Raw genomic sequence first — 21715 nt, 5'->3', positions numbered from 1 at the left:
CGTGGGTGTCCGAGTTAACGCGCTCCGTTTTGCCGCGCTCTACTCCGCTGGCGCTCTGTATCGCGGCTGGCAGACTGTGGTGTGGGAGCGACACGCTCCATGATGCGGTTGCCCTCGCCTAATAGTTCGTCGATGCGCCCGTTGAGTTCTGCCGAAGCTTCGACGCCGGTTGAGTTGCTATCAAGCCATACTTGGCCGCCAGTGGCCAGGTCGAGTCGCAACCGCAGCTTCTTTTTGCCGGGATAGCCGCGGACGATCTCTCTGAGCTTCTCCAGGCCCTGCTCGCCATGATCTTCTTCGCGGACGCGAATCACCATACCGCTGGAGAATTGTTGTTCCATCTCGTCGAGCGGCAAAAGTTTGTCAACGATTAAGTTGGTTTCTTCACTACCAGCGCGGCGATCCACTTTGCCGATGACGGCCAAGATAGCGTCGGGGACGACGAGCTGGCCAAATTCGGCGAACTGTTCGGGCCACATGATGCAGCGGACGATCCCCTCAAGATCCTCCAGGTCCCACATAGCGTATTTCGTGTGAACACTGCCGGGACGGGGATTCTTAGTATGTGAGAACTTAATTGCTGCCAGCATTCCTCCCAGATGGACTTCATCTCGGTGGGCAAGATTTGCCAGCGACTGGCTGTTGTGCGAGCAATAGGTGCGAATAATCTGCTCGTGCTCGGCCAGTGGATGGCTGGTGAGATAAAAACCAAGCACCTCTTTCTCGCGGGATAGCTGATCCTTTTCTTCCCAAGGAGCGACGTTCGGCATATCGGCAGCGGCGGCCGATTCGGTCGGTTCTTCTTCATCGTCGAAGAGGCCGATCTGGCCCGAGCGGCGATCAGCAGCGGCGGCGGCGCCCGATTGCAGAGCCCGTTCCAAGAGAGTCATGAGTTGTGCACGATGCCCTCCCAAGCCGTCGAAGGCTCCAGCTTTGATGAGCGCTTCGATGGTAGCGCGGTTGCAAAGTTGCGGATCGACGCGCTCGCAAAAATCGAACAGGCTCTTGAAGAGACCATTTTTTTGGCGTTCGGCTTCGATCGCTTCGGCGGCGCCGGTGCCACAGGCCTTAATGGCACTAAGACCGAAAAGGATCTTGCCATCGCGAACCAAGAAGTCGGGGCCAGAGGAATTTACACTCGGCGGTACCACCTCGATCTCCATTCGACGGCAATCTTCCAAGTGCTCAACGAGGGCATCCTTGTTTTTGAAGTTGCGTCCTGGGATGTCGCACGACAACAGGGCAGCCATGAATTCGACTTGATAGTGTGCCTTGAGATAAGCGGTCATGTAGGCGATAAGTGCGTAAGCAGTCGAGTGGCTCTTATTGAAGCCATAGCCGGCGAATTTCTCGATCATGCCAAACAGTTCGGCCGCTTTTTTCTTGTCGAGCCCCTGGCTATGAGCCCCCGTGATGAATTCTTCGCGGTACTTGGCGATCATCGGCAGCTTTTTCTTGCTAATCGCCTTGATGCAAGTGTAGGCATTGGAAAGTTGAATGCCCCCCAAGCGATTGAGAATCCGCATCACCTGTTCCTGATAGACCATCACGCCGTGGGTCTCGGAGAGAACTTCGCGCATCGCGGGATGAGGATACTCGGCTTCTTTACGGCCGTGCTTTACCTCGATATAGTCGTCGACCATGCCCCCTTCAAGCGGACCGGGGCGATAGAGGGCGTTGGTGGCGATGATGTCGCGGAAGTGGTCGGGTTTCATCCTCTGCAGCAAATCACGAATGCCTCCCGATTCGAGTTGGAAGATTCCTTTGGTTTCGCCACGACATAAGAGATCAAAGGACTCCTGGTCGTCGAGCGGGAATTGATACGGATCGATTTTCTCGCCGCGTGACTCCTCAACCAGTTCGATGGTGCGGGCGAGGATCGTGAGATTTCGCAGACCGAGGAAATCCATTTTCAATAGGCCGGCGCGCTCGACGTCACCCATCGCCCATTGAGTGATGACTTCAGACTTGCCCTTTACGTGTTGGAGCGGCACATATTCATCGACCGGTTTTTCCGCGATTACTACTGCCGCGGCATGGGTACCGACGTTTCGCGCGAGGCCCTCAATCTTTTGGGCGAGATCCAATAGCTCGCGAATCTCACCATCGCCTTCATAGTTTTTCTTGAGTTCGTCGCTCTGCTCAATCGCCTTCTCGATGGAAATGCCCAATTGATCGGGCACCATGGCGACTACCTGATCGACGCGGAAAATCGGCATGCCGAGAGTTCGGCCCACGTCGCGGATCGCGGCTCGGGCTGCCAGCGTGCCGAAGGTGCCGATCTGTGCAACATTGGCTTCGCCGTATTTGTCTTTGACATATTGGATGACCTCGCCACGGCGTTCTTTGCAGAAGTCGATGTCGATATCAGGCGCTTCCAAACGACTTTCATCGAGGAATCGTTCAAAGAGGAGATCGTACTTGAGGGGGCAGACGTGGCTCATCTTGAGGGCGAAACACACCAGCGAACCGACACCCGAACCACGGGCCGTGCAGGGGATACCCTTCTCAACCGCGAAGCGGACAAAGTCCCACACGATCAAGAAGTAGTCACAGAAACCGAGCTTGGTGATCACGCCCAGTTCGCGGTCCAATCGGTCGTGGACTTCTTGGGCGAGATCGTCCCCATTCCAGCGATCAGGCTCGTTGGCATAACGCTCCTTGAGGCCCGCGATGCAGAGCTCGCGCAAATATTCGTCTGAATTTTTTTCTTCGGGGGGTGTGAAGCTGGGAAAGTGACGTTTACCAAGTTCCAGGTCAATGTGGACCGAGTCGGCGATTTCCTGGGAACGCTGCAAGGCATCCTCGCAGCCGGGAAGCGCCTCGTACATTTGTGCAGGACTCCGCAGGAAGAATTGATCTCCCTCCATCTTCATGCGGTTCGTGTCAGTGCGGAACTTGCCGGTGTTGATGCACAAGAGAACGTCTTGGGCCTCGGCGTCTTCCTGCCGTACGTAGTGGGCATCGCTGGTCGCGACCACCGGCAATCCAACCCGCTGGGCAACCACGAGCGCGGCTTCCATCGCCTGCTTCTGAATGTCGAGGCCATTGTTTTGGATCTCGATAAAGTAGCGATTGCCAAACACGCCACTGAACCACTCGGCGACGTTGGTCGCCTGAACGATTTGTTCTTCGGTGGCCGGATTGTTGCCGTTGAGCAGCGATCGGCTGAACTCTCCCGACACACATCCACTTAGGCAAACGATTCCCTCCGAGTGATCGGCGAGTAACTCGCGGTCGATACGGGGTTTGTGATAAAACCCTTCGAGAAACGCACGGCTGGAGAGCTTGATCAGGTTTTGAAAGCCGATGCGATTCTGGGCGAGCAGCGTGAGATGAAAACTGGCTTCCTTGCTGCTGGTGGCCCCCGATTTCTCAAACCGACTCCCCGGCGAGACATAGGCTTCGTAACCGAGAATCGGATTGATCTCCGCATCGCGACATGCCTGGTAGAATTGCAGCGCACCGTAGAGGTTGCCGTGGTCGGTGAGCGCCAGCGCGTTCATCCCCAATTCTTTAGCGCGTTCGACGAGCTTTTTGATAGGGCTCGCACCATCCAGCAGACTGTAGTGGCTATGGCAATGCAGATGGACAAATTGCTGCGACAAGATGGTTCCCTCCAACTTTGGAATCCGGCGTTTGATCTAAAGGGATATTGTAACCCTTGGGTCGAGGTGTTGCAGGGGGGGAGAAAAAGAAAGCTTTTGTGCCTAGCCAGAGGAACCAAGGTCTCTGCTATGTGACTTAATTCGGGCAATCATAAAAGTCATAGAACCAAAGATATGAAACCCGCTTGTTAGAAATGCAGTAGGTGGGCAACTATCCGTGTCCGAGCTGTTTGAGGAAATCATTGGGAGCCAAGATTTGTACCTCTCGATAGGGATTGAGTACCAAGAGATCGGTGTCTCCTGAAACGAGGTATTTGGCATTTCCATCAGTAGCAGTGGCCAGGAACAGGTTGTCGCTTGAATCTCGGCAATCTTCAATAACGGAAGTGATTTCCACTGTTTCGCTCTCTGCTATCGTAGCTGTCAACAATTCCTCCCGACGTTTTCTAGTCAAATAGCGGTCAAATTTTTGGCGACGCAAAACTCTAGCGAGTTCATCTGCCGTCTCAAGGGACTAGAGAAGAGTTCCCCTCTCGATAATGGTTGCTAATGCGATCACGGGCTTCGAGGTAGGGAAGAGATACGCGCTGACAAAGTGTTTGTGTCCAGAACGCATCGCCCAACTTTGTTACTCATCTCGAAGTAACTCATCAAGAATCTCAGGGGTCAAGCCGTTTGCCTGGGCCTCGGTGCTGGCTTGTCGAATAACCTCTTTTAAGGGACGAGCAGAGGCAATGGCATCTTGAATATAGAGGCTTAGCAACAAGTTGAGTTGTCGCTTCTGTTGTTCTGGTGCCGACAGATAAAGCTCTGCGGTGCTGGGTTCTACTTCGATCGTGATTTCTGTGGTTTTCATGGTTTGAAGGGATGCCGTGGAGAAGGCTAATGAAAAATGATTCTCTAGTAGTCCACATTCTAACCCCTACGGTTGCCAAAAGAAACTCTGATCGTAACGGCAACAAAGGAGCTAGAATCTGCTTCTTGTCGCCCTCTACTGCTTCCAGTACGCTGGCAGTTTCCAATTTCTTGTATCCATTCCCGCGAATTTCTGAGACACTCATGAGCGATCCCTATTTTCAGGCGATGTTTGCCGACCGTATTGGCGGAGCCCAGTATGGCAAGGGCACGGCCATCTACAAGTTTGAAAAGATCAAGCGAGCTAAGCGGCAGGCACTGGCCGAGCATCCGGAGAGACAGCTCTTAGATTTCGGCATCGGCGAGAATGACGGTGTGGCGGATGAGTTGGTGCTGCGTACGATGGCCGAGGAAATCGGGAAGCCGGAGAATCGCGGCTATGCGGACAATGGTATCGGTGACTACAAAGAAGCGATCGCCCGGTTCATGCAGCGAGAGTATGGTGTGACGCTCGATCCAGCGACGCAGATCAATCATTGCATTGGGTCCAAGTCGGCGCTGGCAATCATTCCGGCCGTGTTTATTAATCCGGGCGATATCACGCTGATGACGGTGCCCGGCTATCCCGTGGCAGGCACGCACACAGGCTACTACGGTGGGGCAGTCTATAAGCTGCCTCTGCTTGCGGAAAATGATTTCCTGCCGGACCTGGAGAAGATTCCGGGCGACATCGTTGCCAAGGCCAAACTGCTTGTACTCTGCTACCCCAATAGTCCCACAGGCAAGACGGCGTCTCGTGAATTTTATGAAGCAGTGATCCGCTTCGCCAAGAAAAACAACATCGTCGTGGTGCAAGACGCGGCTCATGCCGTGTTGTCTTTTGACCGCGAGCCGAATAGTTTTCTCTCCGTGCCGGGCGCAATGGAAGTAGGAGTTGAGCTACATTCAATGTCGAAGGGTTTCGACATGATCGGCTGGCGGCTGGGTTGGGTTTGTGGCAACGAACGCATCGTGAGTGCGTTTGCCGATGTGAAGGACAACTGCGATTCGGGACAATTCATCGCGATCCAGAAAGCTGCCGCCGCAGCACTCGATGAGCCATCGATTCCCACTCGAATTCGCGCAAAATACAAGCGGCGCATGGAGAAGCTGGTTGCCACGCTCAGTCGCTGCGGGTTTCAATGCTCTATGCCGGGAGGTACGTATTTCCTGTACACCCCGTCACCCAAGGGCTTGGCCAGCGGACAGACTTTCGAGAATGCCGAGGCGGCGAGCCAATATCTTATCAAGGAGCAGTCGATCTGCACCGTTCCCTGGGACGACGCGGGAGCATTTCTGCGATTTAGTGTTACCTATGAGGCAGCCGATGAAGCGGCAGAGGACGCTTTGATGGAGGAGACGGAAGCTCGGTTGAAGAATATTGGGCCAGTTTTCTAAGAAAGCAATTCATGGCAATCCATAAACTCGCCAATTATTTGATTTGTTGTGCGTTGTTCTTGCCCTTGATTTGCAATTCTACTGTTGCAGACGAGCCGCCAATCCTTGCGTTCCCAGGTGCCGAGGGATTCGGCGCCCACTCCCAAGGGGGGCGTGGTGGTCGGGTGCTCTTCGTGACCAATCTCAACGACTCCGGGCCGGGGAGTTTTCGCGAAGCAGTGGAAGCGAAGGGGCCTCGCTATATTCTATTTCGCGTGGCAGGAGTCATTCCGTTGGAAGATGAACTGGTGTGTCGTGAGCCATATAGCACCATTGCAGGTCAGTCAGCGCCTGGCGACGGGGTTTGCCTCAAGAATTTCAATTTTACGATTCGAGCTCATGATGTGATCGTCCAGCATCTGCGATTTCGCCCCGGTGACGAACCTGCTGCTGCACTTTTAGCCAAGGGAAGATCCTTCGAACCAGATGCCGTGACGATTGGTGCGCCGTCGCGTGACGTGATTCTCGATCACTGCTCTGCCACTTGGTCGACAGACGAGTGTTGCACTGTCTCGGGGGCAGGGATCGACAACGTGACGGTGCAATGGTGCTTGATTGCCGAATCGCTCAACCACGGTGCCCATCATAAGGGAGACCACGGCTTCGGTTCGCTCATTCGCTGCAACGGTCGCGTGAGCTATCATCACAACTTATATGCCCATCATCGCACGCGCAGCCCACGGCCTGGTACCTACGGCCCGGGCAGCATTCTGTTCGATTTCCGCAATAACGTGATCTACGACAGCAACGGCTATTCGGCGGAAGATCCGGTGCGGATGAACTACGTGGGCAACTACATCCGTAAGCCGAATGGCCCTGCTTTCAAGGTGGGTGGGAAGTCGACTCAGATGTATCAACAAGGGAACTATCAGGAAGAATCGGGGACGAAGAACGAGGACTTTTGGCAGTTGATCTCTAGCGCGAAACCAGAAAACAAACGCGAAGAACCGTTTGAGGTAGAGCCCGTTTCGACCCAGACGGCCAAAGATGCCTATGACGCCGTCCTCAGAGCAGCGGGTGCAACTTTGCCTGAGCGCGATGCCGTAGATGCGCGGATCGTCGAACAAGTGCGGGCCGGTACGGGGGAGCTCATCGATTCACAAGCAGACGTGGGTGGCTGGCCTGCTTACGGAGCTGGTGAACTACCCGCCGATGCAGATAACGACGGCATGCCGGATGAATGGGAAACCCAGCACGGGCTGGACCCGGCCGTTGATGACCACCTAGGTGATCCGGATGGGGATGGGTATCCGAATCTGGAAGAGTATCTCAATGGTGGGGAGCCGTAGCAAGGTTCTTTGCAGCATGAAGAGCATTGCCAGAATACTATCTGTCAGTGTCAATGGCCTCCTCTTTGCTCGTCAGTAGGTCGAATGGATCAAGACCAGATTTCCGTAGATCTCTGTAGGCGAGTGATTGATTGACCTGAAGAGAATAATTCGGCGTAACGCATCGTTTCAAATATTCTAAAGCAAGAGAATCGTCTCCGATTGTTTGGAAAAGGTGAGCAGCAAAGTAGTTCACATTCACCTTCTGATTGGTAGAGAGTGTCGAACTCAAATAATCAATCTGCTGTGAAATTGGGTGAGTATTAGTGGGATCCAAACAAGCAGGCAGGAAAAGTTGTGCTAGTTTTACCATCGAGTTCCTGTCAGACTTGCCAAAACGCTTGAGATGTTTGGTGTTGGCTACAGATTCAAGGATATCGTTTCTTTGTTCGTCGTTTCCGATCGCCTCGTAGAGTGTTGCCAAATGGAGTCCTGACCAGGGGTCAGGATAATGCTCGTAAGCACTTTGGAATTCTCGTATGGCTTCGGGAATATCTTCATCCAAGAGGAAAAAGACAGGACTTCGCCAGTCACCAGCCTTATATGGGGGATCTGCATCTACATAATGTTTCTTAGCCAAAACACGAGCGTTCGCCACATCTCCTTGGCCAGTGCGGATGCACCACAAATACCACTCGGCCTGATCGTCTTCATAGCGTTCTGCCAACTTTCGAACCCATTTTTCCGAATCGTCGAAACGCCCCAGCCCGTCGTTGGCGCTCATCGCTCGAAAGATTCCTGTTGAATCGCCCCAAGTAGCGGCACGCTCCGCAAAGGGGAGTGCTTCGAGGAACTCATGATTCTGCAAATGTAAGCGGGCTAGTCGGCGCATTCCGGTATAATTTCCTGTTCGTTCAACGAATTCAAGCAGAAGAGGTTTTGCCTCCGCAGGACGTCCCTGATCAATCAATCTACCTGCCATCTGGTACAATTCGCTGTCTGATCCAGGCCAAGGCACCTGATGTAGCTCAGGTAAATCCTCAGCATAGGGATCTTCACCCTTTGCATGTAGCTGAGCTAGAGCCAAAATCTGATTGGCGTCATCTACTCCCCCAATAGGTGCGGTACAGCGTTTGAGATACTCGTCGGCTAGCTTCTGTGTGCCTAGGATCTTTCCCACTTCGGAGACAAAGTAGTAGACTCGCACTTGATGAATTTTAGAGAGTCGTTTCACTTTCTCATCAAACACTTTCCAATCGAATACGACTTCCTCGCCATTCCAAAACTTTCTCAGAAGATTAGCTAGTTCGTAGTACCTCTGATGACTTCCCACCGAAGCCGGTATCCACTCCACAGGCAAATCTTGTAGAAGAGAGTCACGTGTTTCCAGTTGATCGAGTTGGTTAGCTACTAAGACAGCGTGCAATCCGATGAAAGGATCTTTGTCCGGTTCAAATTTGTGTAAAAGGGATTTCAGAGCTGCTTCAGGGTTGTCTTCCAAGAGAGAGAAGAGAGCTTCGTCGATTTCGCCCGAGATGCAGGAGGTGTCGTGAGGTTCCGTAAAGTACTGTTGCGCCAAACCTCGAGCATATTCTAGATCACCTCGACCAGTTCTGCGGCACCACCAGTATAAGAGAGAACGTCCAGTGTCGTATCGTTCGGAAGTGCTTCGCACCAAGCTTTCTGAGCGATTCCAATGTCCCGTACGTTCGTTGACGTAAGCTGCAGTCATCATGGCCCAAGCTGCCCCTGATTGGGCAGCCAGTTCTGCGTGTTTAAGAGCTTCATCGAACTCGTTCTGTTCGAGATGCTTTTCTGCCAGTTCCGCATGGACGCGGGCATCAGAAAGCCCCAAGTCGGTTCCGACCGATAGAAATTCCTCCATGAGTGTGTTGGCTATAGTGTTCTCACCTTTTCGGCGATGAATTGCAGCCAACTCTTCATATCCCCAGCGATTGGGGCACACCACAATGAAGCGTTCGAGAGTCTTCTGAGCATCTTCGTAGAGCTCAGCTTTAACTTGTTGCTCGGCCAAACGACGTAGAAAGTACGGATCGTAACCAAAGTGTTCCAGATACCTCTTTACGTCAGGTTGGGCATGTACCCAGTCGTTAGAAACGAAGGCGGATGCCCAGATAGGAGAATAAGGATTGACGAAGTGTAATTCTCTGGCAAACCACAGGCGGCGGGAATTTTGGTGTGTATGCAATTTGACAATACGAGCCACAAGATCATGGCTAGTGGCATCTCCGCTTTGAATCAGCCGATTCCATACCCATCTGAAATGAGATGTCGTAGTCGGTTTTCTTCCCCACCAGGATTTATCTAACAGTAATGTAGCAGTCACTGAAAGGTCCCCGAATTGGATCTTTTCCATAAGGGCGTTGATCTCATTCGACTGAAGCGTCGGATCCAGGTGTAATGCCTCGATTATCGGAGCAAAGCGATAGCCTTGGAGGGATTGAGAAGCTGCGTCGAGAAAATCATCAACAGGAACACTCCAACTAAACTTCATGAAAATTCCACGGCGATAAACCTGGACGAAGTGAACGTCTTGAATCATTTCAGCAAGTGCAGACCATGATAGTTCACTTTCTAGGTCGTCAGCCATTCCGGCTCGCAAAGCCATCACAAGACTGGGTACAGGTTTATTTGGCCAGTTTCCTTCGTAGCATTCTCTGATAGTACTAACAGCCTCAGGTGGTAGCCCTGGCATTGCTAACACATGCGATCGCAAGGAGCGTAGGTTTACCGAGGGCCCGAGGGTAGTCATCCTGTGTAGATTACTAACACCACCTCGATCTGCCATGGAATCGATTGCCCGGAGGCAGAGCGGTTGAAGACGGATTAACGAATCAAAGAAAGTATTTTGATAGCTAACATTGCGAGTCCTTTCTGCTAGGACCAAGCAAAGATAGGCGGCCAAGCTATCTGTAGGATCGGCCGGCTCCTGATTGTTAAGTTCTGCCCTCGATCCGAATAGGTCGAATGCAATCTGCACCCACTCTGGTGCCTCGGGTTCCTCTGGTGCCTGGTCGGAAAGATTTTCCTGTTCGATTGACGAGTCTTCACTATTAGTCTTGTTCACGCTCTTGATAAGGGAATGATCAAGATAGGCGGTGAGAATAGGAACCCATGCCGGGGGAGTGTCGGAATTCAGAAACTCTTCGGCTTGTTGTAAATCTTTGACAGCGGCAAAATCGAGGCCAGCCATGACACGCGCATAAGCTCGATTCCAGCGAGCGAACGGAGAGTCACCATGTCGTACGAGCAGTCGTTCTGCATACAATAAACTGCGCGCATAAAATACTTGCTCTCGACCGGTGAAGTGGTAGCGGCACAGTTGCCCCAGATTTGCATATCCCCGCACAAGAGCCGCCAACAAAGCAGGTGACTCTCCCTCGGTGCGAATTTGGGAATGGAGGCGACGGACCGCATCGAATTGGGCATATTCGTTGAAGGTGTGTAAAAGTGATTCGACCTCTTCAGAGAGTGTCGCTTCGGGATTGATTGGAGTCGGCTTGTGAATCCATCCCCAGGACTTGAATAACTCTACCAATTCTGATCGAGTCCACAGTTCCGATTTCTCGACAATATCTGGGTACGATTTCGAGGAAACATAGCCGCCTGCAGCAGCTTGGATTTTATGACTCAAAGAGTGTTTGTTTTCGGGATCTTCGCTGAGTTGAAGGGTCAGGCTCATCTTCTGATCAGCTGTGACCGTTGAACACTTCAATGAATCGATATGAGGGTTACTTTCGTCGATCGAGTCACCGAGCACCATATCGCGGGTCGTAAATCCAAATTCTTCCCGAGCTGAAAGTAGTACCGCCTGACGGATCAATTCGCGCGGAAGCAAGGGTGTCCATTCCTTCTCCACCTTGCTCGGGCGGAAAACGTCCAGATAGACTACTTTGATTTGCTCGCCGAGTACGTCATTTGCCGATCCAAATTGGGTCGGGAGCAATCCAAAACCCAAAAGCAAAGCCGTCATAAGTGACAAGGCGTTCAAGACTTGCATTACAAATCGGACACTAGGCTTGTATACGAAACTGCTTGACAAGATGTACCTCTCACGAAAAGGGTTTGGACCGCAGAAAGACGATGCAAGAGACGCTTTTCGCAATCGACCAGTCAATTTTGATGCTCTCAGCAGCCTGCCTGTCAACTTCACATCTTACCAATGCTTTTTCCCGATACAAATAGTTTCTGGTTTATTGGACTGGATTGTCATTCCTCTTGCTTTCCTGATAGGTTATTCCTATCGGTCGGAGGCTATCGCTTGCGTACCCTTCCACAAGTCCCGCAACAACCATGCTCATCCTCTTCGTCACCCTCTATCTGCTTGCCTCGATTGCCATGGGGTTGTGGTTTGCGCGGCGGGTTAAGAATACGGCGGACTATACCGTGGCGGGGCGGGCACTGCCGATGGGGGTGATTGTTGGCACCACGTTCGCAACTTGGTTTGGGTCGGAGACGGTGATTGGCATCCCGGCAAAGTTTCTTGAAGGGGGGATGGTTGAAACTGTCGAGGATCCGTGGGGGGCGTCGTTTTGTTTGATTCTGGTGGGGCTGTTCTTCGCTCGAAAACTCTATCGCATGTCGCTGCTGACGATCAACGATTTTTATCGCCAGCGCTATGGTGTGGCCGTGGAATTGTTTTGCTCGGGGGTGAGTCTCATCTCCTATTTGGGATGGGTCGCGGCACAGATCACGGCAATGGGGTTGGTCTTCTCGCTGTTAACTGACGGTGTGATCGGCCCTCTTGCTGGCACTTGCATTGGGACGATTGTTGTGCTGCTGTTTACCTATTTTGGGGGCATGTGGTCGGTGGCCGTCACGGATACTATCCAGATGGTGATCATTGTCTTCTGTCTGGTGGCGATTGCAGTTATGGCGGGCAATTTGGCGGGAGGATTTACCCACGTAATCGAGGTTGCTGCCCACCGTGGCATGCTCCAATTCTTTCCGCCACTCTCATTCCGAGAGACCATGTTCTATCTCGGGGCGGGAATTACGATCATGCTCGGTTCGATTCCGCAGCAAGATGTGTTTCAGCGGGTGATGTCGGCCAAACGAGAGAACATCGCCGTGTGGGGACCGATCATTGGCGGTTCGGGCTATCTGCTTTTCTCTTTCATACCGATGTTTATCGTGGCTTGCAGTCTCGTAATCATGCCTACAGAGACGGCCGAGCTGGTGAAGGAGGATCCACAGCATGTGTTGCCGACTCTTGTTATGACGCAGATGCCGCCACTGACCAAGGTGATGTTCTTTGGAGCCCTGTTGTCGGCGATTCTCTCGACGGCCTCTTCAACAATCCTGGCACCGGCGACCGTGTTCGTGCAGAACGTGCTTAAAAACGTCTGGCCAAGAATGAGCGATGCTCAAGAATTGCGGCTCATGCGGCTGACAGTGCTGGTGTTTACTGCAGGGGTGCTGGTGTACTCGATCATCATGCAGGGCACATCGGTGTATGATCTCGTGTCGAGCAGCTACCAAGTGCCGCTGGTCGGGGCGTTTGTGCCATTGGTGTGCGGACTGCATTGGAAGCGAGCGACCAATACGGGTGCGATTACCTCGATCATTCTCGGTGTAGGCACTTGGATTCTGTTCATGGTCACACCATTGGGAGACCATTTTCCCCAGCAACTTGCCGGCCTCTTGATGGCAGGAGTTGGAATGTGGGTTGGCTCCGTGTTTTCAGGCCCTAAGCAATAGACCGCACACGAACCTTTTTGGCCGAGAATTGTCTAACCCTGCTATGACAAATTCTCGACTCGCACAATTCGAAGAGACTGAAAGCGAACTATCGCTAGCGAAACCTCTTGCGCCGGAGGAAATCCGTGTGGGGGACTTCGTGTCGCTGTTGCATGTGTTCTACGACTTCCCTTCGTTTTTCTGGTGCTGCGATGAGTTTTCACGAAACCGGGAAGAAACCGTGCGTATTACCTATCTACCCGATTCAGGAGGCGTACCGCTGAAGGTGAAAGCAGTGTGCCTCCCCTTCGTACTGGTGAAGCACCCCACGGGAGGCAAGCGGACTCTCGACGTGCGGAAGTTGCGTCTAGCGCGACTGGATAAAAAATACGCCGCGGCTGCGTGGAAGATGCGCAAGCAAGATCAGGGGAAGCTGGATTGCCGGTAACGCCTAGGGATTGCATTCCCCGGGCGTTGCTGCGAATCTGTAGTCATGGCAGCTACTAGATACAGATTCGTGGAGCAAGTCGCATGAAATATCGATATCTGGGCAATTCGGGACTGTTGGTCTCACGCGTCTGTTTGGGCACTATGACCTTCGGTATGGAAGGGTGGGGCTGTGATGAGGCGGCCTCGATTGCCATCACGAATCGCTTCATCGAAGGGGGCGGCAATTTCATTGACACCGCCGACATGTACTCCAAAGGGATTGCTGAGGATTTCCTCGGCAAGGCAATCGCTGCTCACAATCGTGATGAATTGGTGATTGCCTCCAAGTGCTGGTTTCGCATGAACGAGTCGCCAAATGCCAAGGGGCTCTCGCGGAAGCATATACTTTCTTCTGTCGAAGCGAGTCTACGCCGACTGGGGACAGATCATATTGATCTTTATCAAATGCATGGGTTTGATTCTTTTACCCCTTTGGAAGAAACCCTGCGCACTCTGGACGATCTAGTCCGCAGCGGGAAGGTACGCTATATCGGTTGCAGCAATTTCTTCGGCTGGCAGATGGTGAAGGCGAACTCCTTGGCTGACAAGTTGGGACTCACGCGCATGGTCAGCGCGCAACATCTCTACAATCTGCTGCGGCGCGACATTGAGCGGGAGGTTCTTCCTGCTGCCGCGGATCAAGGAATGGGGATGCTATGCTGGAGTGCGATCGCCGGGGGACTCTTGGCCGGCAAGTACGACAAGCAAAAAGGACCGGAGAAGGGTACTCGGGTCGGATTGCGGGCCGCGGTGGATTTGCCACGCTATTGGAACGACGACAGCTTTCGCATCATCGACGAAGTGGTGGCCGTCGCCAAGGAAACGGGCGTCAGCGCTGCCCAAGTGGCACTGGCCTGGCTGTTGGGCGATCGCCGCGTGACGTCGGTATTGGTTGGTGCGAAGCGCGAAGAGCAGGTGGCGGATTGGCTTCCGGCTGGGGATTGGGACTTGCCGCAGGAGTTACGCGATCGGCTCACCAACGTGGTCCCGTTTGACCATGGCTATCCCCGTGAGTGGATGGAAATGAACTGGGGTAATATCAGTGGTATGGAAGAGTTTGCGCCGTGGGAGGTGGATAGGTAAAAAGAAGAAATGGAACACGGATGGACACTGATTAAGCGGATTATCGCGGATCAAAAGTACTGCAAGGAATCCGTGTTGATCTGTTAAATCTGAGCATGACTGCGTCGGACGATGAATCGAATTGCAGTTAGTTTTTCGTAACGCTCCTCTAGGCAATGAGTTACATACGCTGTCACTGACTTTGTGTCCCACATCATCCGGGTCTTTCATTTCCTGAATGTTCGCAAATGCCACGAAGAGAGCAAGCCGTTAATTGAAGTACCCGCTGCGGATTTGGCTGATGGCAAGTGTATTCGGTGAGGGCGATCGAAGCGGTGAAACGAAGCTGCAAGCATCGGTGGGATTACTTAATCCGCAGCATAATCGCACCATCTAGAATGGCAGTGTCTGCACCGGTGTTGGTTTTCAGCTTGAGTTCTCCGCCTAACTGCCATGCTCCCTTTGCACTCAGCGGCAGGTACTCATCAGACCCAACCAACTTGCCAGTACGTATTCGCTTACATGAGACTCGTTCGTGTTGACCCTCTGGGCTGCGTCCCGAAGGATCGTGGACAAAAAGAATGGGTGCGTCTTCTTTTCCAGCTCCAGCTAATGTGACCCAGTGTCCCGACAGTCTCTCATAATCATTGCCGCTCTGTTTATACCACCCAATATTCAATAATACTATACTATCCTTCCTAAGACCTCTTGTGATACTTACGGGATTAGCATGGCCAGGGATTTTTCGTATTGATCTCTTGTTTTTCGAGCGCCAACTTTGATAAGCAAGATCCTGTATTTCATAACCACAAACTGTCACATATTTTCCAAGCCCAAGCCCCACATCCTTCACTCCGGTGCCATTGTTCACAGAAGTATTCATGAAAGATGGCGAACCAAGTTCTTTTGCCAGATCAATTTGATTAGTTCGCATTAGATTTGGATAGCCCTGTTCAGCAAGCCAAATAAGGCCATTGCTTGCCGAGACAGGAGCGCAATATTGATCGCCGTTCCCAGGAAGAGATCGCTGGTCTTGTGGAAGATCAGGTGTTGACTCGACTCTTTCGTCAAATTTCGTGTTTAGTCGCTCTTCGGCAATCAACTCACAGGCTGCTACGCAAAGCGTTAAACCGACAACCCCAAGCCGGATTGATACTCTCTGAGCTTGCACTTGGGGGTCTTTCTTCATTGCCATGCTTCTATACTACGCCTCCCGGTCTTGGATGCTTGATTACATTGAGATTATTCACATTTTGAGTAGAGAATCAACGATTCGTTGCGATTCGATGACAAGGGTCAATTGAAGAAGGCTGCACAAGGATACAGGACTACGGTAAGTGAGCAAGAAGGTTACGCCCGGAGCACAAACCGCGATTTTCTATACAGCGTCGGTGGGACTCTCCTTTAGTGGAAATGGCTATTTGCTAATCCGCGTCGGACAAAGTGGCCGGCGCAGTATACGAAATTCTGCTTCGTGTATCCGGAGTGAAAAACCGACGCATTATTGGCTATTTGCAAATTATTCAGTTTGGTAGATCGCCACTTCCCACACGGATAGTAGAGTTTCCCGTTCGATTTATTGTACTGCCGCCCGTACTTCCAAACTCCGCGATCACAGAATGCCATAGCGGTGGTAGAGACGCGAGAGATACATGTCCCTTTTCCCCAAAACTCGCAATCAAGCAGTAGTACTTGAGTGCAGCGATTCCGTTCACCGATTCCTAATGGGTAATTAACCAAATCAACATCTACCATTCACCGATATTTCACGCTTTGTCAATATCCTCAATAGATAGTCAGTAAGAGGATTTCTTGCTCTTGAGGCTGGAGATCGTGCATAGGCTTTGAATCGTGTGAGATAGAATTATGTTGAGAAAACCCATCGTTATACTGGGTTCCCCGCGTTCGGGAACGACTCTGCTTAGTAACTTGCTCAAGTTCCACCCAGAAGTTTATCTAGCAGAGGAGCCGCGAATTCTTTGGAAGTATGGCAACGATGGGAAATCTGACCTACTTCATGCCAAGGACGCGAGACCCGAGGTCTGCAGCCATATACGCAACGAGTTTTCTCGTCAGGTAGCAGAACATGGCGCGACGAGGCTAGTTGAAAAAACACCTAGCAATTGCTTGCGTGTGAATTTTGTTGATCGTGTCTTGGAAGATTGCATATTTGTCCACATCGTCCGTGACGGAGTCCAATCGGTTCTCTCGATTCGTGATTTCTGGACTCGCCATTCAACGGGAATGAAGCCACAGCGAATATTTCAACGACTTAGAGAACTTGAGTTGAGGCAGGCTCCTTACTATTTTCGTGAATTCAGCAGGAGAGCGCTGGGGCAGTTTGCCCCGGGGATGGTTGGTCCTCCAGCCTGGGGGCCGCGTCTGCCAGGGATTGAGCAGATGTATCGGGATATGGATCTGCTCGAACTCTGTGCCGCGCAATGGCGATCTTGTGTGGAGATGGCTTGCCGCGACGGTCGTTCTTTGCCCGAAGGACGCTATACTGAATGTCGCCTTGAAGAGTTGTGTGAAGAAGAGCTTATCCAGATTATGGAATTCTGCGAATTGGAGCCTTCTCGTGTGGTTCTTGACGAGTACCGGCGAATTTACGATCCCTCGGTGCCACGGGGGCGGACTGTCAATGCCACGTCTGATGAGATTGATAGGGTTGAAGAGCTGATAGCTCCCACAACCACTTGGTTAGCGCGACTGAGCCCGATGGATATCCACCGCATGGCCATGGCTGTTTAGAGTACGCAGTTGCTCCCGGAGGACGTGGTCCTCCGGCTAATTCTTCAGAGAACCGCCGCCCTTTCTTCTTCGCTTCTCGATCCCAGATTGCCGTAGCGGTGGTAGAGATGCGAGAGACTTTGCTCTTGGAAATACCAGAGTAGTTCAACTCGGCCGTGAGTGCTTACAGGAGTGTCTGCGAGGTAGTCGCCGTTGAGGGCGGCGGCGGTGCGCAAGTGGTAAGGCACACAGTCTGGGTTGGCAAAACGCAGGCGATTGACGTGGCCTTCGCGCAATGCTTGGGCCAATTCTTCGTCGCTCTCTACGATAAATTCAATGGTGCCTGCCCAACTGTCGGTTAAGTCATCGAGCAGAGTTACTAGAGGTGAGTCAAGTCCAGGAGGCGAACTTACCACCGTGCGACAACCAGCGGTTCGGGACGCCAATGCGCGGGCAAAGATTTCAAGCGGCGAGTCGTCGGGATGGATGCGAAGTCGCACCTCGGGCAGTGGCAAGTAGCGACGGAAATTGTCTTCACCGACCAATTGAAAATGATCGTGGGCGTGGTCGAATTCCTGGGCCATCCAGTATTCGTAACTTTGGGCAGCGCCAACGATTTGTTCACACTCGTCCATCGAAATCGCGTCGCGGGTGGCGGCCATGCGCAGGGCTTCGCAGAAGTCGTCGAGGCCGGTGTCGCCGAGGTCTTGTTGTGTCTCGGACCTGCGATGCGTCGAATCGCGGCTGGAGCTGTTGGGTTTGAACTTCATAAACTGGGCGACATAGTTGGGGCCGCCGGCTTTGATGCCGGGGCCGACGGCGCTCTTGCCCATGCCGCCGAAGGGTTGCCTCAGGACAATCGCGCCGGTCGTGGAACGATTGATGTAGAGATTCCCCGCGCGAATTCCTTCCTGCCAGAGTTGATGTTCGCGGTCGTCGAGACTTTCCAGGCCTGAAGTGAGCCCGTAACCAGTGGCGTTCACCATGTCGATCGCGTCGTGCAGATCGCGCGCTTCCATTACACCAAGCAGAGGTCCGAAGAATTCGGTCATGTGCGTGACGCTGCCAGGTTGGACGCCCCATTTCACGCCGGGGCCGACCAGATGGGGATTGTCGTCGACGTGTAACCTTGGCATGACGGCCCAGGATTCGCCGGGTTCGAGTTCTTTGAGGCCCCGTTCCAATTCGCCGCTGGGTGGGCGAATCAAGGGGCCGATTTTGGTGGGCAACTCCCACGCGGAGCCGACTTCGAGGCTTTCTACCGCGTCTACCAGCAGCTTGCGAAAACTACTGTCGTGATAGACCTCGCTTTCCAAAATTAAGAGCGACGTGGCCGAGCATTTTTGGCCGCTGTGGCTGAAAGCGGAGTGGAGCACGTGCTTGATGGCCAAATCGCGGTCGGCCAGGGCGGTGACGATCGTGGCGTTCTTGCCGCCCGTCTCGGCCAGCAGATTCATCGACGGCTTGGCGGCGAGCATGCGGAGAGCGGTCTCGGTGCCGCCGGTAAGGATCACGGCATTCACGCCCTCGTGCGTGACGAGTTGTTGGCCGACCGTGCCGCCGCTACAGGGTAGCAATTGCAAGGCAGTACGCGGGACACCAGCTGACCAGAAGCATTCGCAGAGCAGGTATGCGATGAGAACCGTGTCGCTGGCGGGTTTGAGAATGACCGTGTTCCCCGCTGCGAGTGCTGCTGCTACACCGCCGCAAGGAATTGCCAGCGGGAAGTTCCAAGGGGAGACTACGACCACTACGCCGCGCCCCTTGGCTTCGATTTCAGACAAACCGTAGAACTCGGCCGCGCTGCGGGAATAGAACCGACAAAAGTCAATCGCCTCGGAAACTTCAGGATCGCTCTCGGTGAGCAGCTTTCCTCCTTCGGCAAGCATGGCCCCCATCAAATCGCCGCGGCGGGTGGAGAGCGTGTCGGCAACTCGATCCAGAATCGTGGTGCGCTCGTCAGGAGAAAGGGATCGCCAACCGGCGGGATCGCTGTTGGCACATTCGACTGCTTTGGCGGCGTCCTCGGCGTTGGCCTGGGAGTAGCGAGCAACGACAACTCTCGCTCGGGAGGGATCGTGCGAATCACGTCGGTCGCGATCGGCAGTGACTTCCTTCCCACCGACGACCAAGGGGATTTCGATAGCATGGGTATCGCACTTGGTTTTCCAAGCAGCAAGGATTCCCTGCCCCCAAGCATCGTTGTGAGGAAGACACCAATCGGTATCGGGTTCGTTGGAAAAGGGGGGACGGGGGACGGGGGACATGGGACGGGCTGAGGAAGGTTGGCTCCTATCCTGCGTGCGTCGAGACTTATTAGGCAATGACTCAATTCTGGCAAATGAAGCGGCGAAACCCTCCGCCAGGTGCTGCCAGTCGGGGCTGTCCACCGAGAGACGAAAGGCGTGACGGAGAAAGTTTTCCTCGCCTGTGTTTTCGTCGAGGCGGCGGACCAAGTAGCCGATGGCGTTGATGAATTCTTCTTGTCGACATGCTGGTGCGTAGAGCAGCACATTTTGCGTGAGGTCGAACAAAGCTCGGCGCTGGTGGTTGGCCATCCCTTCGAGCATTTCGAATTGTACTTTGTCGAGAGCCTGGGCCTGTGTTGCGAGCACCAAACCATAGGCCAATGTGAACAGGTTGTGGGAAGCGATCCCCAGATGCACAGCGGCGAGGTTTTCCGGCTGGATGCCGAACTGGAGCATACGGTGATAGTTGGCGTCGGTGTCGAGTTTGTCTTGAAACGGTGCCTGAGGCCAGCCGTGTAGACTTGCCTCAACACGTTCCATCTCCATATTGGCACCCTTTACCAGGCGAATGGTCACTGGAGCGCCGCCGTTTGAATGACGTTCACGCGCCCAGGCAGTGATCTCTTGCTGCATCGCAAACGAATCGGGAATGTAACCCTGTAGCGCAATCCCAGCCCGCGCCTGCTGAAGCCCCTCACGGTCGAGCGTGCGCATGAACACTTCAGCGGTGAGGGTCATGTCGCGATACTCTTCCATGTCCAGATAGACAAACTTGGGCACCCGCGTGCCGTCGTGCCGCTCGAATTGATATTTGGTGGCGGCTCGCAATAAGAGTTCCAGTCGATCGCAAAGCACACTGACTGTGTGCTCACGTGCCAGCGGTGAAATCTGCGAGTAGATCGTCGAAATTTTTATCGAGAGGACTTCCAGTTCAGGTCGTTGGAGGGCAGCGAGATAGGATTGCAACCGTCGCTCGGCTTCCTCTTCGCCCAGTAGTGCTTCGCCGAGGAAGTTGACATTCATCCGCAGTCCCACCTCGCGGCGCTGTCGCAAGTAGTCACTCAAGAGTTCCTCTTCAGCAGGCAGGATGACGTTGGCCGTCTCGTGTTGCATTTTTTCTTTCACGAACGGCATCGACACGCTAGGCAAATACGCTCCAAACGATTGGAAACCCTTAAGCAGCGTACGGTCGAGCGTGCTGAAGAATCGCGGGACCCCCTGCACGTCGAGAATGTGAATCATCTGATCGGCGGCACGATGAGGAAGTCGAGAGCGAAACGACTGATCGGTAATCTGCATCAGCGTCGTCTTGTCACCGGGCGACTGCATCATGCGATCCAACTCCGCCTGCTGCCGCCGCTCCTCCGGGGTCTGCAAGGCGGTGGCCTCGAGCTGCAATTGGCGAGCGAGGAAGAGAGCTTGCTGTACTTCGACCGGGAAGGGGCTATCGGCATCAGGCGAGAAGTCGGCCAATAGTGCCGCGACACGATTGGCAACTTCGGCGGCGGTTTGTGAGGAGAGGGTTTGGGACATGATGGGTTTTCAGCTTGCTAATACTCTTTTTGAACAGGAGGAAGCAGAGATAACGGAGGCAGATGGAGAGTGATCTCTGTTGCCTCTGTTTACTTCTGTTCTAAAACAGATTTGCGGACTGGAATGGCTCGGAGTATGCTTTCTGAATGATAGCGGTCTTTGGGTTTGATGGCCAACCGAGTAAGAAATCGCTGTTTAGGATTTAGGGCAGCCTTTTTAGAATCTTCTTGCTTTATTTATCGGGGGACATGTTCCAAATGGACATTTTTGAAGGTGACAGACATGATCCGCTTTCAGCGACTTATCAAACAATTGAGTTCGCAAGACTCAATGATGTCCTGAAGGAGTGTGGTATCAATGACATGGAACTTCGACGCAAGATCTGCGAGACATACTTTTTTAGTTCAGGCTACTTTTTGGATAGCGGCTGGTTTGCGGAAGAAGACAGCCGATATCAGCCGGGAATCTACTTTTCCGAAGTTAACGATCTAAATCAGCCCACTAAATCGATCTTTTTGCCGGATTCTTCTGTCGGTACGATGTTCCACGAGTATGCATTTGGAACGTCCGCATGGCTTTATGAAGACCATAACGAAGATGCTTCAGAGATTGAAATCGGTGATGTCAATGATACTATCTAGAAATCCGAAATCTTTAGTCCCACTACCACAGGACGTTCTAACGACGTTAAAGATACGACTTTTCGTGCCTGGCAAGAGTTGGAATAGCTTCACTGCAAATCCAA

The 21715-nt window shown here is 53.0% G+C and carries 12 protein-coding genes and 1 pseudogene; 7 read left to right on the top strand and 6 right to left on the bottom strand.

Annotated features, from left to right (window positions below):
• Nucleotides 1–14: 14 nt before the first annotated feature.
• The 3 genes and pseudogenes from dnaE to Pr1d_RS25320 all read right to left on the bottom strand — a co-directional run bounded on the left by dnaE (nucleotide 15) and on the right by Pr1d_RS25320 (nucleotide 4464).
• Entirely contained in the window at nucleotides 15–3608 is a 3594-nt protein-coding gene (dnaE, locus tag Pr1d_RS25330) for a DNA polymerase III subunit alpha (RefSeq protein WP_238476594.1), read from the bottom strand.
• A gap of 211 nt (nucleotides 3609–3819) precedes the next feature.
• Nucleotides 3820–4104, bottom strand: a pseudogene (locus Pr1d_RS25325) (putative toxin-antitoxin system toxin component, PIN family); the annotation flags it as partial.
• Between the two features lie 132 nt (nucleotides 4105–4236).
• Nucleotides 4237–4464 carry a hypothetical protein gene (locus Pr1d_RS25320; protein ID WP_148076138.1) on the bottom strand — a complete coding sequence of 76 codons (228 nt, stop codon included), beginning with the start codon at nucleotides 4462–4464 and terminating at the stop codon, nucleotides 4237–4239.
• A 203-nt stretch (nucleotides 4465–4667) separates the two neighbouring features.
• Here Pr1d_RS25320 and Pr1d_RS25315 point away from each other — a divergent pair, with 203 nt between their 5' ends.
• Both Pr1d_RS25315 and Pr1d_RS25310 read left to right on the top strand, forming a co-directional pair.
• Nucleotides 4668–5900 (top strand): LL-diaminopimelate aminotransferase, encoded by a 1233-nt coding sequence (locus Pr1d_RS25315; RefSeq protein WP_148076534.1) that lies wholly within the window; start codon nucleotides 4668–4670, stop codon nucleotides 5898–5900.
• Between the two features lie 11 nt (nucleotides 5901–5911).
• On the top strand, nucleotides 5912–7228 hold the full coding sequence (locus Pr1d_RS25310) for a pectate lyase family protein (RefSeq protein WP_148076137.1): 1317 nt from the start codon (nucleotides 5912–5914) through the stop codon (nucleotides 7226–7228).
• A gap of 37 nt (nucleotides 7229–7265) precedes the next feature.
• Here the strand turns inward: Pr1d_RS25310 and Pr1d_RS25305 are convergent, their stop codons facing one another.
• Complete coding sequence (locus Pr1d_RS25305; protein WP_148076136.1) at nucleotides 7266–11228, bottom strand: tetratricopeptide repeat protein; 3963 nt, start codon at nucleotides 11226–11228, stop codon at nucleotides 7266–7268.
• 293 nt (nucleotides 11229–11521) lie between these two features.
• Between Pr1d_RS25305 and Pr1d_RS25300 the strand changes: the two genes are divergently transcribed.
• The 3 genes from Pr1d_RS25300 (at nucleotide 11522) to Pr1d_RS25290 (ending at nucleotide 14479) form a co-directional block, all read left to right on the top strand.
• Nucleotides 11522–12928 (top strand): sodium:solute symporter family protein, encoded by a 1407-nt coding sequence (locus Pr1d_RS25300; protein ID WP_148076135.1) that lies wholly within the window; start codon nucleotides 11522–11524, stop codon nucleotides 12926–12928.
• 43 nt (nucleotides 12929–12971) lie between these two features.
• The gene (locus Pr1d_RS25295) at nucleotides 12972–13355 is read left to right on the top strand and encodes a hypothetical protein (protein WP_148076134.1); all 384 of its coding nucleotides are present in this window, start codon (nucleotides 12972–12974) and stop codon (nucleotides 13353–13355) included.
• A gap of 83 nt (nucleotides 13356–13438) precedes the next feature.
• Nucleotides 13439–14479, top strand: coding sequence for an aldo/keto reductase (locus Pr1d_RS25290; RefSeq protein ID WP_148076133.1), 1041 nt, complete (start codon nucleotides 13439–13441; stop codon nucleotides 14477–14479).
• 343 nt (nucleotides 14480–14822) lie between these two features.
• On the opposite strand, the gene Pr1d_RS25285 is transcribed toward Pr1d_RS25290, so the two are convergent.
• Nucleotides 14823–15647 (bottom strand): hypothetical protein, encoded by an 825-nt coding sequence (locus tag Pr1d_RS25285; RefSeq protein ID WP_148076132.1) that lies wholly within the window; start codon nucleotides 15645–15647, stop codon nucleotides 14823–14825.
• A 677-nt stretch (nucleotides 15648–16324) separates the two neighbouring features.
• Between Pr1d_RS25285 and Pr1d_RS25280 the strand changes: the two genes are divergently transcribed.
• Entirely contained in the window at nucleotides 16325–17209 is an 885-nt protein-coding gene (locus Pr1d_RS25280; RefSeq protein WP_148076131.1) for a sulfotransferase family protein, read from the top strand.
• A gap of 44 nt (nucleotides 17210–17253) precedes the next feature.
• Here Pr1d_RS25280 and Pr1d_RS25275 read toward each other — a convergent pair whose 3' ends face one another.
• A complete protein-coding gene (locus tag Pr1d_RS25275; protein ID WP_148076130.1) occupies nucleotides 17254–20970 on the bottom strand; it encodes a bifunctional proline dehydrogenase/L-glutamate gamma-semialdehyde dehydrogenase in 3717 nt (1238 codons plus the stop codon).
• Between the two features lie 257 nt (nucleotides 20971–21227).
• Here Pr1d_RS25275 and Pr1d_RS25270 point away from each other — a divergent pair, with 257 nt between their 5' ends.
• Nucleotides 21228–21611, top strand: a complete 384-nt coding sequence (locus tag Pr1d_RS25270; RefSeq protein WP_148076129.1) for a hypothetical protein — start codon at nucleotides 21228–21230, stop codon at nucleotides 21609–21611.
• The last annotated feature ends 104 nt before the right edge of the window (nucleotides 21612–21715 follow it).

It is taken from the genome of Bythopirellula goksoeyrii (assembly GCF_008065115.1).
Classification (GTDB): Bacteria; Planctomycetota; Planctomycetia; order Pirellulales; family Lacipirellulaceae; genus Bythopirellula; species Bythopirellula goksoeyrii.
The sequence above is the reverse complement of the archived record's forward strand: the minus strand, read 5'-3'. Positions and strand labels throughout refer to the sequence as shown.